The 15,096-nt window shown below is 31.7% G+C and carries 10 protein-coding genes; 7 read left to right on the top strand and 3 right to left on the bottom strand.

The window, feature by feature from the left end; translation table 11 throughout:
• The first annotated feature begins 6 nt into the window (after positions 1-6).
• Positions 7-2,103, top strand: a complete 2,097-nt coding sequence (locus tag H2650_RS13685; RefSeq protein ID WP_188051381.1) for a peptidylprolyl isomerase — start codon at positions 7-9, stop codon at positions 2,101-2,103.
• 266 nt (positions 2,104-2,369) lie between these two features.
• Here the strand turns inward: H2650_RS13685 and H2650_RS13680 are convergent, their stop codons facing one another.
• A complete protein-coding gene (locus tag H2650_RS13680; protein ID WP_188051380.1) occupies positions 2,370-3,287 on the bottom strand; it encodes a GYDIA family GHMP kinase in 918 nt (305 codons plus the stop codon).
• Between the two features lie 66 nt (positions 3,288-3,353).
• Entirely contained in the window at positions 3,354-4,670 is a 1,317-nt protein-coding gene (locus H2650_RS13675; protein WP_188051379.1) for a hydroxymethylglutaryl-CoA reductase, degradative, read from the bottom strand.
• Between the two features lie 179 nt (positions 4,671-4,849).
• Here H2650_RS13675 and H2650_RS13670 point away from each other — a divergent pair, with 179 nt between their 5' ends.
• From H2650_RS13670 to H2650_RS13645, 6 genes are all read left to right on the top strand, one after another.
• Entirely contained in the window at positions 4,850-7,021 is a 2,172-nt protein-coding gene (locus H2650_RS13670; protein WP_188051378.1) for a S9 family peptidase, read from the top strand.
• Positions 7,022-7,046: 25 nt separating this feature from the next.
• The gene (locus tag H2650_RS13665; RefSeq protein WP_188051377.1) at positions 7,047-8,738 is read left to right on the top strand and encodes a peptide MFS transporter; all 1,692 of its coding nucleotides are present in this window, start codon (positions 7,047-7,049) and stop codon (positions 8,736-8,738) included.
• A gap of 76 nt (positions 8,739-8,814) precedes the next feature.
• Positions 8,815-10,473, top strand: a complete 1,659-nt coding sequence (locus tag H2650_RS13660) for a peptide MFS transporter (RefSeq protein ID WP_188051376.1) — start codon at positions 8,815-8,817, stop codon at positions 10,471-10,473.
• A 5-nt stretch (positions 10,474-10,478) separates the two neighbouring features.
• A complete protein-coding gene (locus H2650_RS13655; protein WP_188051375.1) occupies positions 10,479-11,963 on the top strand; it encodes a peptide MFS transporter in 1,485 nt (494 codons plus the stop codon).
• Between the two features lie 49 nt (positions 11,964-12,012).
• Positions 12,013-12,477 carry a thioredoxin family protein gene (locus H2650_RS13650; protein WP_188051374.1) on the top strand — a complete coding sequence of 155 codons (465 nt, stop codon included), beginning with the start codon at positions 12,013-12,015 and terminating at the stop codon, positions 12,475-12,477.
• Between the two features lie 108 nt (positions 12,478-12,585).
• Positions 12,586-13,050, top strand: a complete 465-nt coding sequence (locus tag H2650_RS13645) for a thioredoxin family protein (RefSeq protein WP_188051373.1) — start codon at positions 12,586-12,588, stop codon at positions 13,048-13,050.
• Between the two features lie 2 nt (positions 13,051-13,052).
• Here H2650_RS13645 and H2650_RS13640 read toward each other — a convergent pair whose 3' ends face one another.
• Positions 13,053-15,083 carry a ComEC/Rec2 family competence protein gene (locus tag H2650_RS13640; RefSeq protein ID WP_188051372.1) on the bottom strand — a complete coding sequence of 677 codons (2,031 nt, stop codon included), beginning with the start codon at positions 15,081-15,083 and terminating at the stop codon, positions 13,053-13,055.
• Between the last annotated feature and the right edge of the window lie 13 nt (positions 15,084-15,096).

Raw genomic sequence — 15,096 nt, 5'->3', positions numbered from 1 at the left:
AATAAAATGGCAGTTTTACAAAAAATTAGACAACGTTCACTTCTTCTGATACTTGTTATCGGGTTTTGTTTATTAGCATTTATCATAGGTGATATATTCAACAGCGGTGGTTTCAACAGCACATCAAAAGATGTAGGAAGCATTGATGGAAAAGATATCTCATTTGAAGACTTTAGAGTTAAAGTAAGTAATGTTGAGAAAAGTGGGCAAGGGATTACTTCAACTGAAGCAGCAAACAGAGTTTGGGAGCAAGAAGTTTCTATCGCTTTGTTGTCTTCGGAGTTTGAAAAATTAGGATTGAGAGTAGGTGAAAAACACTTATTGGAAGTTTTAAAAGCAGATCAAAATATTGGTGGAAATCCATTGTTTATGAATGCAGCTGGTGTATTTGATGTTGCTAAATTTAAAGAGTACTTCAAGTCTAATCCGGAGCAAGCTCAATTTTTGAAAGACAGAGAAAAAGACGCTGAACTTAATGCGAAATATCAAATGTATAACACAATGATAAAAGCAGCAGTTTATACAACTGAGAGTGAAGGTAAGATGAAATACGAAATGGAAGCAAACAAAGTTAACTTTGCTTACGTTGCCGGTTTATATTCAACAATTAAAGATAGTGATGTAAAAGTTACTGATTCTGAAATTGTAGACTACATGAAGAAAAACGAAAAAAAATTCAAAGCAGACGAGTCTCGTGAAGTAGAATACGTTTTAATTGAAGATAAACCATCTCCAGCAGACGAGGCAGAAATAAAATCTAAAATTAGTGCATTATTAACTGGAAGTGTGGTGTACAACCAAGCAACAGGAAAAAATGATACTGTAGCAGGATTTAGAACTACAAAAAATGTGATTGACTTTGTGAATTCAAATTCTGATATTCCTTATGATTCAACTTATATTGCTAAAAAAGATTTACCAGCTATTGATGCTGATAAATTATTTAACCTTGCTCCAGGTGCTGTTTATGGTCCTTACATTTTTGGTCAGTACTATTGTATTTCTAGATCAATGGGTATGAAAAATGGGGTTAATGCTAAAGCAAGTCATATTTTAATTAGTTATGAAGGAACTCAAGTTCCAAATAAAAAAGAAAAAAGAACTAAAGCAGAAGCAAAAGCAAAAGCAGAAAGTATTTTAGCTCAAGTAACTGCAAATCCAGATAGTTTCTTAATGTTAGCATTTACTGCTTCTGATGATTCTTCTTCTCAACAAGGTGGTGATTTAGGTTATTTTGGTCCAAACCAAATGGTTAAGCCTTTTAATGATTTTGTTTTTAATAACGGAATTGGTAAAGTAGGTTTAGTTGAAACAGATTTTGGTTTTCATATTATTAAAATAACAGACAAGCAAGACGGAATTCGTTTGGCAACTGTAGCTCAAAAAATTCAAGCTTCAGAAGGAACTTCTGATAAAATGTTTACACAAGCAATCAAATTTGAAATGGAAGCTGCTGATAAAGATTTTAGCAAAGCCGCTAAAGAAATGGGTCTTACTGTTGCTCCAGCAGTTTCTGTAAAAGGAATGGATGAGAATTTTGGTTCATTAGGAAAACAAAGAAACATCGTAAGATGGGCTTTTGAAAATGATGTAAAACAAGGTTCTGTAAAAAGATTTGAAGTAGCCAATGTAGGACACGTTATTGCTAAAGTTAAAAGTATTGATAAATCTGGTTTAGTAGCAGTTTCGGTTGCGAGACCTTACGTAGAGCAAATACTTAAAAACAAGAAAAAAGCAGAACTAATCAAAGCTAAAATGACTGGTTCTTCTCTTGAAGCAATTGCTAAGGCAGTTGGTGGTACAGTGCAACAAGCAACTGATATTACTATGGAAAATGCAATGTTGCCAAATGTTGGACCTGAGCCAAAAGTAGTTGGGAATGCATTTGCTTTAGCAGCAAATAAATTATCGGCTCCAATTGAAGGAAATACTGGTGTTTATGTTGTGAAAAACACAAGTACAGTTAAAGCTCCAGCGTTGAAAGATTATAAGACATACGTTGCAAAAATAGAAGCTCAAAATGGTGCTGAAGTAAATAGAGTAATTCCTGCATTAAAAGGAAACGCTAAAATTAAAGATAATAGACAACAGTTTAATTACTAGTTTATATCTTATAGGTTTAAAAAAACCGATACATCTAAAATGTATCGGTTTTTTTTTGTGCTATAATTTTGAACTAATTAGTGAATATGCATAATAAGTTGAGACTTCTATCAATAAAAAAAATGAATTATTTAGAAATCTCTTTTGTGTTTTATTTGTCAGGATTGAATTGTATCTGCAAACTTCCTCCTTTCTATTGATGGCCTTACATAATTATAAAAGTTGTAATTTGTGTTTGCTACTGAAAAGAGTATGCTTCAAAACAGTTAGTTTAATATCATTTCAGCATAAGGGATAACAGTTGTATATCCTTTTTCAACAAAATAGTCTGTTGGGTTTTCAGTGCTAATTACCATTACAAAATCGCCTCCCCAAGCACCAAGACTCTTTATAGTTCCAGTAAAATCAGGAAATGAAGCTTCTTTTACTGTTTGCATTTCAAGAATTAAACTCATATCTATTTCATGCTTCTGAATTGCTTTTGCAAACGATTCAACGGTTTCTGCTTGTAAAACCTGAATTGTTATTTGATCATTTGTAGCAATTATTTTCTCTAAATTATTTTTTCTGTTCTTATTGTAACCGGCAATTGCAATTTTGCTACTTTGTTTTTTATTGAGATATACAAAATAAATGTTTGGTATAAAATCGGGAGAAAAAGAAACTTGTTCTATAATTGGTTTTCCATTTTCTAGATGGTATAAAATAGGAGTATTGTTTTGTGCGCAGGCAATGTCATAACCACTTCCTCCAAAGCTATTTTGAAGTAGCTTAAAGGCATCAATTTGTAACCACTGCGCAATGTTGTTTATAAGGGTAGATGATGTTCCTAAGCCCCAGCTTTTTGAAAAACTAAGCTCTGTGGTAATTTTGAATCCCTTAGAAGGATCCATGAATGTTGGGTTTAGTAAGAACGCTTCTTTTAGGATGATAGTCAAAGTAGTTTTTACAGATTCTTCTTCAAGATCAATTTCGTTTATTAGGTCATTATAAGTAATAGTGTCTTCAAACCAAATACTTCCATCAGCATCGTAACTCTTCCAATGAAATTCTTGCTTATTTCCTTCTTCAATAATTAAATTTTGACCAAATTTGGTAGGAAGTGCAAATCCTTTAGCGCCATCAAGAACGAGATATTCTCCCGTGATTAAAAGTTTTCCGTTACTGTAGAATGTTTTTTTCATTTATGCTGAATTTATTTCAGTATTTTTTAGCTCTTTGATGGTCTCAATCTGTCAAAGAGCTGTTTGTTATTTTCTTATCTCTTCAATAAATGTTACTACTGCACTGTGAGTAACGGTGTTTTTTTTGAAATGCTTCTGAATTAAAATGCGTTCCTCATCACTAGCCTCAAACTGATTGATGATGTTGTTTAAATGCATTTTCATGTGTCCTTCCTGAATCCCTGTGGTGGTTAAGGAACGTAACGCAGCAAAATTTTGCGCTAATCCAGCTACGGCTACAAATTGCATTAGTTCTTTTGCCGAAGGTTTCTCTAGCATTTCTAAAGATAATTTTACTAATGGGTGCAAAGAAGTCAATCCGCCAACGGTACCTAAAGCTAAAGGAATTTCTAGCCAAAAAGTAAAAATTCCATTTTCTATTTTTGCATGAGAAAGACTCGAGTATTTTCCGTTTTTAGATGCATAAGCATGAATTCCAGCTTCTACAGCTCTAAAATCGTTGCCTGTTGCAAGTACTACAGCATCAACTCCGTTCATAATTCCTTTGTTGTGCGTTACAGCACGATACGGTTCAACTTCCGCAATCTGAACAGCTTGAATAAATTTATGAGCAAATTCCTCAGGATTTGGAATGTGTTTCTCTTCTAATTCAGATACGGGACACGAAACTTCAGCTCTGACAAGGCAATTAGGAACATAATTGGAAAGTATGCTCATAACTACTTCGATTTCTTTCTCCGATTGAGTAAATAGATCGTAATTATGCGCTTCTTCTTTTAATGTCTTTGCAAATTGTTCTAAACAAGAATTGATAAAATTAGCTCCCATGCTGTCTTTGGTCTCAAAAGTGGTATGTAGCTGAAAGTAATTAGGCAGTAAATCAGTTTTGTCATTTAGAACTATATCTAAAATTCCACCACCTCTTTTTTGCATATTAACAGTTATGGATTCTGTTTGGTTGAAGAATTTATTCTTAGTTTGAGCAAAAAATAAATTTAATTTAGAAACATCTCCGGTATATATAAAGTGAACTTGGCCTATTTTTTCAGTGTTTATAACAGTCGTTTTAAATCCGCCACGAGTAGACCAGAATTTAGCTGCTTTAGAAGCAGCAGCTACAACTGAACTTTCTTCAATTGCCATCGGAATAGTGCTATATTTTCCGTTAATTAGAAAATTTGGAGCAACTCCCAATGGTATATAAAAATTTGTAATGGTGTTTTCGATGAATTCATCATGCAACTGCTGTATTTTTTCGTCAGAATTCCAGTAGTTTTTCAGTAAGGCAATAGCTTCTGTAGGGGTCGAAAAATATTCATTTGCAATCCATTTTATTTTTTCTTCTTTGGATAATTTAGAAAATCCACTAATAGCCTTATTCATTCTCAATTGATTATGGTATAATTAACCGCAAATATACGGTTTTAGCGGTTTTGTTTGCAACCAATTTATCTAGACTGCAAATTTGTCAATAATATTAATTTTTACATTTAACATAAAAAACAACTGTTAATTGTAATTTTTTCACTAAAATTGACGGTTTTTATCTTTAAATATATACTATGTACTCAAAAAGAATTATAGCTTTATTTTTATTTGTCTGTTTTACCGTTGTAGGGCAACAAAAAATCACGATAAATGAGATTTACAATGGCACATTCCGCACCAAAGGGATGGATGAATTACAATCCTTAAAAAATACAAACCAATATACCGTTCTTAATGTAGATAGACAATCTCGCAGTATGAGTATTGATTTATATGATTTTGAAACTTTAAAAAAAGTATCAACCTTAATTGATACAAAATCATTTGCTGCCTTAGCAAATGGTATTGATAGTTACACCTTTGATGCTTCAGAAAAAATGATATTATTAGCTTGTAATAGCAATCAAATTTTTCGCCATTCCTTCACAGCAGATTATTATGTGTACAACATTGCTACAAAAGAACTTAAAAAACCATTTGACTTTAAAGTTCAAGAGCCTACCTTTTCGCCTGACGGAAAAAAAATAGCATATGCTAAAGACAATAATCTTTTTGTATATGATGTAGCTTCTAATACATCTACCGCAATTACCTCTGATGGTATTAAAAACAGTGTCATTAATGGTATTACGGATTGGGTTTACGAAGAAGAATTTGCTTTTGTAAGAGCATTTGATTGGAGTACCGACAGTAAAAAATTAGCTTATATTCGTTTTGACGAAAGTAAAGTACCAGAATTTTCTATGTCAATGTTTGGAAAAGATTTGTACCCAACAATTGATACTTTTAAATATCCAAAAGCAGGAGAAAAAAATTCAGAAGTTTCTTTGCATATTTATGATGTCAATTCCAATGCTGTAAAAAACATCAATTTAGGTAATTATACTGATTTCTATATCGCTAGAATGAAATGGACTAATGATGCTAATACCTTATCTGCTCAGGTATTAAATCGTCATCAAAACAATTTGGATTTAGTGTTTGTAAATGGAGATACAGGAATTGCAAAAGTGGTTTTGAACGAAAAAGACAAAGCGTATGTTGATGTAACGGATAATTTAACGTTTCTAAAAGACAATAGTTTTATTTGGACATCAGAGAAAGATGGTTTCAATCATATTTATTTATATGATAAAAATGGAAAGTTAAAAAATCAAGTGACTAAGGGAAAATGGGACGTTACCGAATATTATGGATTAGATGAAAAAACAAATACTGTATTCTATCAATCTGTTGAAAATGGTTCTATCAATAGAGATGTTTATAGAATAAGTCTTGATGGTAAAAATAAATTGCGTTTGTCTAAAGAAATTGGAACTACGAAAGCGACTTTTAGTCCTAATTTTCAATTCTATATTAGTACATTTTCTAGCGCATCTCAGCCAACAAAATATAGTTTGAACGAATCAAAATTAGGTAAAGAAATCAAAGTTATTCAAAATAATGATGCTCTTAGCGAAAAATTGAAAGCATACGATTTACCAGCTAAAGAATTTTTTGTTTTAAAAACGGATAAAGGAAATGAATTGAACGCTTGGATTATCAAACCAAAAGATTTTGATGCTTCAAAAAAATATCCAGTATTTATGTTTCAGTATTCAGGTCCTGGATCACAACAAGTAGCTAATAGTTGGATTAATTCTAATGATTATTGGTTTATGATGTTGGCACAACAAGGGTACATTGTAGCTTGCGTAGACGGAAGAGGAACTGGATTTAAAGGTGCCGAATTTAAAAAAGTAACTCAACTTGAATTAGGTAAGTACGAGGTAGAAGATCAAATTGATGCTGCAAAAGTTATAGGCAATTATTCATTTGTAGATAAATCTAGAATCGGTATATTTGGCTGGTCTTATGGTGGTTTTATGGCTTCTAATTGTATTTTAAAAGGGAATGATGTTTTTAAAATGGCAATTGCAGTGGCTCCAGTAACCAACTGGCGTTTTTATGATAGCGTATACACAGAACGTTATATGACAACACCTCAAGAAAATGCAAGCGGATACGATCAAAACTCACCAATTAATCATGTAGATAAATTAAAAGGTAAGTTTCTTTTGATACACGGATCAGGAGATGATAATGTGCACGTTCAAAATTCTATGCAAATGATGGAAGCTTTGATTCAAGCCAATAAACAATTTGATTCGCAAATTTACCCAGACAACAATCATGGTATTTATGGCGGGAACACTAGAATACAGTTGTACACAAAAATGACTAATTACATCAAAGAGAATTTATAATAAATTAATATCAATAATATAAAAAATGAGTGAAATAGCAGTAAAGTCAGGACATCCTAAAGGCCTTTGGGTATTATTTGGAACAGAAATGTGGGAGCGTTTCAATTTCTACGGAATGAGAGCAATCTTAACATTATTTATGATTAATGCTCTTATGATGAAAGAGGCTGATGCCTCAATTATTTATGGAGGATTTTTAGGACTTTGTTATTTAACACCAATGTTAGGAGGTTTTGTTGCAGATCGATTTTTTGGAAATAGAAATTGTATTCTACTCGGAGGACTAATGATGGCTGTTGGACAGTTTTTACTGTTTTTTAGCGCAAGTATATTTGATGCTAATTTAAATTTAGCAACGACTTTAATGTGGTCAGCATTAGGGATAATTATTTTTGGTAATGGATTCTTTAAACCAAATATTTCCTCAATGGTGGGAAGTTTATATCCAAAACAAGAAAAAAGCAAATTAGATACTGCTTTTACAATATTTTACATGGGTATTAATTTAGGTGCTTTTCTAGGTCAATTGATTTGTCCACTTGTAGGAGATGTTAAAGATGTTGGCGGAATTAGAGATATTCATGCTTTCAAATGGGGATTTTTAGCAGCTGCAATTGCAATGCTAGTGGGTACTTTAGTGTTCTATTTCTTAAAAAACAAGTATGTAGTTACTCCAGAAGGGAAGCCATTAGGAGGTTTGCCATCTCAAAATGATGGTTCGGAATATGAAGAAGGTGAGGCGCAACAAGCTGTTTTTACTAAAAAATCTTTAGTTATCTCTGCGATAGCTTTCGTTACTCTTTTCTTTGTTTTTAGATATATTCTAGGTGGAGAAAATTTTGTAAAAACTATAATTTATCCTATAATTTATGCAAGTGGATTAACCTTAGCAGGACTAATAGTTTCAGATAGTTCATTAACAAAAATAGAAAGAGACAGGATTTTCGTTATTTATATTGTAGCATTCTTTATTATCTTCTTTTGGGCGGCTTTCGAACAGGCAGGATCATCCTTAACTTTTATTGCAGATAATCAAACGGATAGAAATTTCTTTGGTTGGAATATGCCACCATCAATGGTTCAGATATTTAATGGTGCTTTTGTTTTTGCATTTGCTTTCCCATTTAGTATTCTATGGGATAAATTGAGAGAATCTGGAAAAGAACCAATTTCACCTGTTAAACAAGCAATAGGTTTAGCATTAATCGCTTTAAGTTATTTAATATTAGCATATAATGTAAAAGATTTAGGAAATAGCGGTTTGTTAGCTATTAAGTGGCTTATTCTTTTGTATTTAATTCAAACTTTTGCCGAATTATGTTTGTCACCAATAGGACTTTCTCTAGTAGGTAAGTTATCTCCAAAACGTTTTTCTTCTTTATTATTTGGTGTGTTTTTCTTATCCAATGCAGCAGGTTACGCATTGGCAGGAACTTTAGGCTCTATTCTTCCTGCTACAGGAGACAAGTTTTTGAAAGCAAAAGAATTAGGGATAGATTTAGAAGGTTTGTTAAATAAGACATTTACAGCTTCTCCAGAACAGTTAGTTATTTTAGAGAAAGCACAAATAAGTCCTTCAAATCCTATTTTTGCTGGCTTTGAAATTCATAATCTTTTCGAATTTTTTATGGTATTCGTAGTTCTCTGCGGATTGGCAGCAGTAGTTTTATTTGCTCTAACGCCAGTATTAAAGAAAATGATGCACGGTGTGCGATAATATTTGATTCCTTAAATCTATTACCTAGTCAATTTATTTGACTAGGTAATTTTTAATTTTAATCCTATTCTAAATTATGTGGAAAAATCATCCAAAGGCATTGCCATTCCTCTTTCTTTCTGAAATGTGGGAACGTTTCGGTTATTATTTAATGATCGGAATTTTTACTTTATATTTAAAAGATGTAGAATCTGGATTTGCTATGACCGAAAAAGAAGCATCCGATTTATATGGAACTTTTATAGCATTAGTATTTTTGACTCCCTTTATTGGAGGTTTGGTTGCTGACCGCTATTTAGGTTATAAAAAATCGATAGTTCTAGGTGGTTTAATGATGGGATTGGGTTATTTTATGATGGGAATTCATAGTTTGACTATGCTTTATGTTGCCATGACATTGGTTATTGTTGGTAACGGATTTTTTAAACCTAATATTTCTACATTATTAGGTAATTTCTATGACGAAGAAAGATTTAAAGACAAAAAAGACGAAGGCTACAATATTTTCTACATGGGAATCAATGTAGGTGCTTTTATCTGTAACTTCTTTGGTGCTGCTTTACAGATTCTATTAGGTTGGCACTTTGCTTTTATGGCTGCCGGACTAGGAATGTTTATTGGTGTTATTGTTTTCCTAATGGGAACCAAACATTATGGAGATAAAACGGAGAAAAAAGGAATTCAAGAAGGTGATATGCCTTTTTCGAAAATTGTACTTTATATTTTAGTTCCTTCTGTGATTTTTGGAGTAATAGGTTGGTTGCTAAAAGGAGTGGCTTCTGCTACAAATTTAGACAGTGCTATTTTTGGTTCTGATAGCACCGATGCTTTTATTTTTGCTTGTATTCCTGTTGTTTATTTTTACGGAAGTTTATATTTTAAAGCTAAAGTAGAAGAGAAAAGACAAATAGGAGCGTTACTATCTATTTTTGCGGTGGTTATTTTATTCTGGGCTGTTTTTAAATTGAATGGTTCTGCACTAACAACTTGGGCGGATCGTTATACGGACAGAGAAATTACTGGAAATACAAAAGCAGTATTTAATGGTCTTAAATTATCTAAAGAAGTAGATTATAAAAAAGACTCTACCGAGTTATATGATGCTAGTTTTAGACTTCAAAAAGAAAATGGGAAAGTAGTTAAAACTGTTGATTATCCAATTTATTTTAGAAACGTTGCAGCAAGTGAGAAACCTGCAGAAGGTTCTAAAGTTACCATTTGGGCCACCAATTTAAGTCAATCTATTAATCCAGGTTGGGTAATTATCTTGACTCCTTTAATCGTAGCATTTTTTACTTTCTTAAGAAGTAGAAAAAAAGAACCTTCAACACCAACTAAAATCGCATTTGGATTATTAATTTCGGCCTTGTCGGTATTGGTAATGGTTGCTGCGGTCCATATTGGTGGTAACGGTACAGAAAAAGTATCTGTTTGGTGGTTAGTGGCAAATTACGGAATTATAACTGTTGGAGAATTATTTCTGAGTCCAATGGGATTGTCTATTGTGTCAAAATTATCTCCAAAGAACATCACAGCATTAATGATGGGTGGTTGGTTTCTATCTACTTCAATAGGAAATAAATTAAGCGGTGTTTTGGCGAGTATGTGGGACACTTATGATGATAAAGCCAATTTCTTTTGGATCAACTTCGGTCTGTTAATGTTTGCAACGGTTTTGATGTTTGCTTTGGTTAAAAACTTAAATAAAGTGATGAAAGATCACGGTATAAATTAGATTGTATGGAAAATAATTTAACAATTGAACAAATACAGAATTTTGAAGGGAAATATCCTAAACAACTTTGGTATTTGTTTATAGTGGAGATGTGGGAGCGCTTTTGCTTTTATGGAATGCGCGGTGTTCTTACTTTTTTTATGGTAGATCAATTGTTGCTAAAAGATGCAGCGGCTAATTTACAATATGGTGCAATTCAGGCGTTTGTTTACGCTTTTACATTTATTGGTGGAATTTTTGCCGATAAAATTCTAGGATTCAAAAAGTCCCTGTTTTTTGGCGGTATTGTAATGATTATTGGTAATTTATTGATCGCTTTTTCTCCTCAAACTTTATTTTATTACGGAATAGCCTTTTCTATTATTGGTACCGGTTTTTTTAAACCTAATATTTCTTCGATGGTTGGTGAGTTGTATCATGAAAATGATCCAAGACGTGATGCCGGTTTTGGAATGTTTTATGCAGGAATTAATATTGGTGGGCTTTTAGGTGGAGCTTTATGCATCTATCTAGGGAAATACCATTCATGGACTTTATGTTTTCTTGCTGCAGCTATTGTAATGGTACTAGGTTTAGTGACTTTTCTTTTTACAAAAAAACACTTGGGGCCAATAGGGGATTCTCCTCTTTTGGGTTTAACAGATACTAAAAGAAAAACTCGTGAAATTGCGGTTTACTTAGGATCTTTACTAAGTATTCCGTTAATTTTTATAATGGTAAAAAACACGGATTACACGGATTATTTCATGTATACTATTGGAATAATAGCGGTTGCTTATTTTGCTTATGAATTATTTAAATTGGGTGAGGTTAACTTGCAGAAAAAATTATTTGCAGCCTTTCTATTTATTTTCTTCTATTTTTTATTTAATGCTATATATGAGCAAAGTGGTGGTTCACTATCACTATTTGCAAAAGATAATTTGAATAGTAATTTGTTGGGTTTTACTATAGATCCTAATGTGGTAAATAACAGTTCGAATACTTTTTTTGTTGTAATTCTAAGTCCTCTTATCGGAATGTTATGGCTTTGGTTGGGAAAAAAGAAACTTGAACCGAATACTTTAATAAAATTTGGAATAGGGTTTTTATTCCTTTCTGCTTCCTTTTACTTGTTTTATTACACTAAATTTTTTGCAAATGTTGAAGGGATTACCTCTTTAAACTTATTTGCTTTTGCTTATTTTGTAACTACAATCGGTGAACTTTGTCTTGGTCCTATTGGAATGTCTATCATTACCAAATTGTCTCCTAAAAAGTTATTCGGAATGATGATGGGGTTGTGGTTTTTAGCAAGTGCTTTTGGTCAACTAGCGGCTGGTAAGCTGGGTGCCGCAATTTCTCAATCGAATAATGGAACAACTTTAATGTCCAAATTACAGTCTTACACAGATGGATATTATCAATTAGCAATTTATTCATTAGTGGCGGGTGTCCTATTGATCGCTATTTCCCCATTGATTAAAAAATTAATGCAAGAAGTAAAATAAATTTCGTTTCGGCATCATTTTTGAAAATGATAAAAATTAAAATTATAAAATGAAGAAAATCATAATCGCTTTATTGTTATTTGCGGGTTCATTTGCCGCTGAAGCTCAAGAATTAATTTGGGAAACCAATGTTAGTAAAGCAATGGAAGTTTCTAATAAAACAAAAAAACCATTGTTGTTATTTTTTACCGGAAGCGACTGGTGTGGCTGGTGCATTCGTTTACAAAATGAAGTTTTAAAAACACCTGAGTTTGCCAAGTGGGCTAAGGAAAATGTGGTTTTAGTTGAATTAGATTATCCAAGAAGAACAAATCAGACTCCTGAAATTAAAAAACAAAACAACGAATTGCAGCAAGTTTTTGGCATTCAAGGCTTTCCAACAATCGTACTGGTTAATAGTACTAAAAAGGATGGAAAGATAAATTTTGAAGGCTTAGGAAGTACTGGATATGTTGCCGGTGGGCCAACAGCTTGGTTAGACGTAGCTAATAAAATTATTAATCATAAATTATAATTTTTAATTTGGATATTCTATTAATTTTGTTAATTTTAAAGAATTATTAACAATTTATCTAGAATACTTCTTCCAAAACAATAAACTAATCAAATAAATATAACATATATGTGTAAAAAAATACTTTTATCGTTGACACTTTTACTTTCCTTAAGTATTGAGGCTCAGGTTTTAAACTGGAATACAGACATTAATGACGCAATAACAGCTAGTAAAGATCAAAAAAAACCTTTACTAATTTTGTTCACTAACAACAATGATTCAGATAGACTTTTAGACTCGCAAATTTTAAAAACTTTAGATTTTGCTTTGTGGTCTAGAGACAATGTGATTTTAGTAAAATTAGATTTAAATCCAGGTCCAAATAATGAGAATATTGAACGCAATCAGTCTTTACAAAAAGCTTTCGGTGTAGAGGAGTTGCCTCAAATATGCTATACAAATGCTACAATACGTAAAAATAAAATTAATTACGGGCTTTTAGGCAAGATAGGCTATAAACCTGGAGGTGTTAAATCTTGGATCGATGCTTCAACTAAAATTTTAAATTTTAGAGCTGAAGAAGAAGAATAGATTTATTTTAAGATATAAAATCCCTTTTCATTTGTCGAATGAAAAGGGATTTTTTGTTTTCTACAACTTTCCTTCCATCTTTTTAGTACGGTATTAAAATTAGAGCCATCAGCAATTACCATTTTAGGTTTGCTATTGATTAGTATTCGATCCAAATTAATTTTAGGTGATTGTGTTAATAATAGTAAGTCGGGATGTGTATTGTGGGCTGATAAATTCGTGCTATCTAAAATCAATATCCTTTTATTATTAAAATAAAGAAAGTTCTTTAATTCTTTATTGTTTTTTATAGAGCTAAAATTACTACTGCAATAAGATTTTAAAATGTTATTGTTGGATAAATTTATTAATCCCTCTTTTTTGGTATAAATGGTTGTCTTGTTGCCTATTCTTTCTGCAACTAAGGTGCTTTTTTTTACGCTGAATACAATTAGTTCTTTTTCTTTGATAGCATTTAAATGTGTTTTAAAAAAACAAAGTTGAATTATAATAATGGAAAGCATAACTGTAACTAATCTGGTAAAGTTGGGTTTCTTAAACCAAATGATTAAGGTAATAATAAATAGATATCCGCTTACCAACATGTAAAAGTGTAATGGAATGTCTTTGATTATAAATTGCTCAAATGAAGCAATTGTGTTAATTATTTTGTTTAGGCAAAATATGCTCCATTGAAGTAAATTTGATAAAAATAGGGGAATGCTATTGAAAGCAGCTAAAATCATTACAACTATTCCTAAAACCATTATAATACTTAGTAAAGGTATTATGATCAAGTTTGTGACGAAAAATAGACCTGGAAATTGATGAAAGTAATAAATGGTTATTGGTAGTGTTCCTATTTGTGCTGCAAACGTAACGGTTAAGATAGACCACATATATTTAAAAAATCTTTTTTTAGGTGTCCATAAAGAAGAAAAAAGGGGCTGAAGCCATACTATAAAAAATACAGCGATGTAACTTAATTGGAAACCTACATCGAATAAAAAGGAAGGTTGAAATAGCAATATTAAGAGGATCGAAACCAATAAGGTATGATAAATATTGACACTTCTTCTAAGATGATTTCCTATTGCAACAAAAGAAAACATAGTAACAGATCGAATAACTGAAGGTGCTAAACCAGCAATTATTCCGAATAGTGATAAAGAGATGATGATTATAATTAGCTTTATTAAGGATGCTTTTCTTGTATTAGGAAAAGGCTTTAGTATAAAGCTAACAAAGAGAAGTACGAATGCTATATGCAGTCCGGAGACAGACAAGATATGAATTGCGCCGGCATACTGATAATCCCGAAGAATTTCTGGATCAATTTCTTGTCGCTGTCCCATTATTAATGCCAAAGCAACATTTAATTCAGTTTTATTAAAATTGTTTTTTTGTAGATTTTTTATAATCCGAGCTCTTAATTTTGAGGAGAAGTACCAAATGCTTTTTTGGATTTTTGATCTCTTTTTTATATCGTCAGCATGTGAGTAAATCTGCGCGTAAATTTGTTTATTTTCTAGATATTTACTGTAATCGAATTGATTAGGATTATCAGCAGATTTATTTTTACTCAATTTTCCTTTTAGGAGTAAATTACTTCCAATTTCTACATCGTGATCAATACTATCTTTTTGAATGTTTAATAAGATTCTACCGGATTTTGATTTTTGATCGATTTCATTTACAATCGCTATATAGCGATCGCTAAAAGAAGAGCTTTTTAATTTTTCTCTAATTGTAATATTTATAGAATGGGTTTTTTCAAATAAACTGGCGTCATGGATGTAATTATTTTTTTGATAATAATCCGTGTGTATGATTTGATTTGAAATACCAACTATAAAAGAAATAAGATAAGTTAGGACACTGAAAAAAGTAGTTTGTTTGTTTTTATAAGTATAAAAAATAAAAATAAGTAAAATAGATAGCAGAATAAGAATGCTGAAAACAATACTAATAGGGATTTTTATGTAATAAGCTAGTAATAAGCCTAAAACAAATGCTATCGTTATTCTCGCTAACGGGAAATGAATTACTTTCATAACTTTAAATTAC

It is taken from the genome of Flavobacterium sp. GP15, assembly GCF_014281985.1.
In the GTDB taxonomy this organism is placed as follows: domain Bacteria; phylum Bacteroidota; class Bacteroidia; order Flavobacteriales; family Flavobacteriaceae; genus Flavobacterium; species Flavobacterium pygoscelis.
The sequence above is the reverse complement of the archived record's forward strand: the minus strand, read 5'-3'. Positions and strand labels throughout refer to the sequence as shown.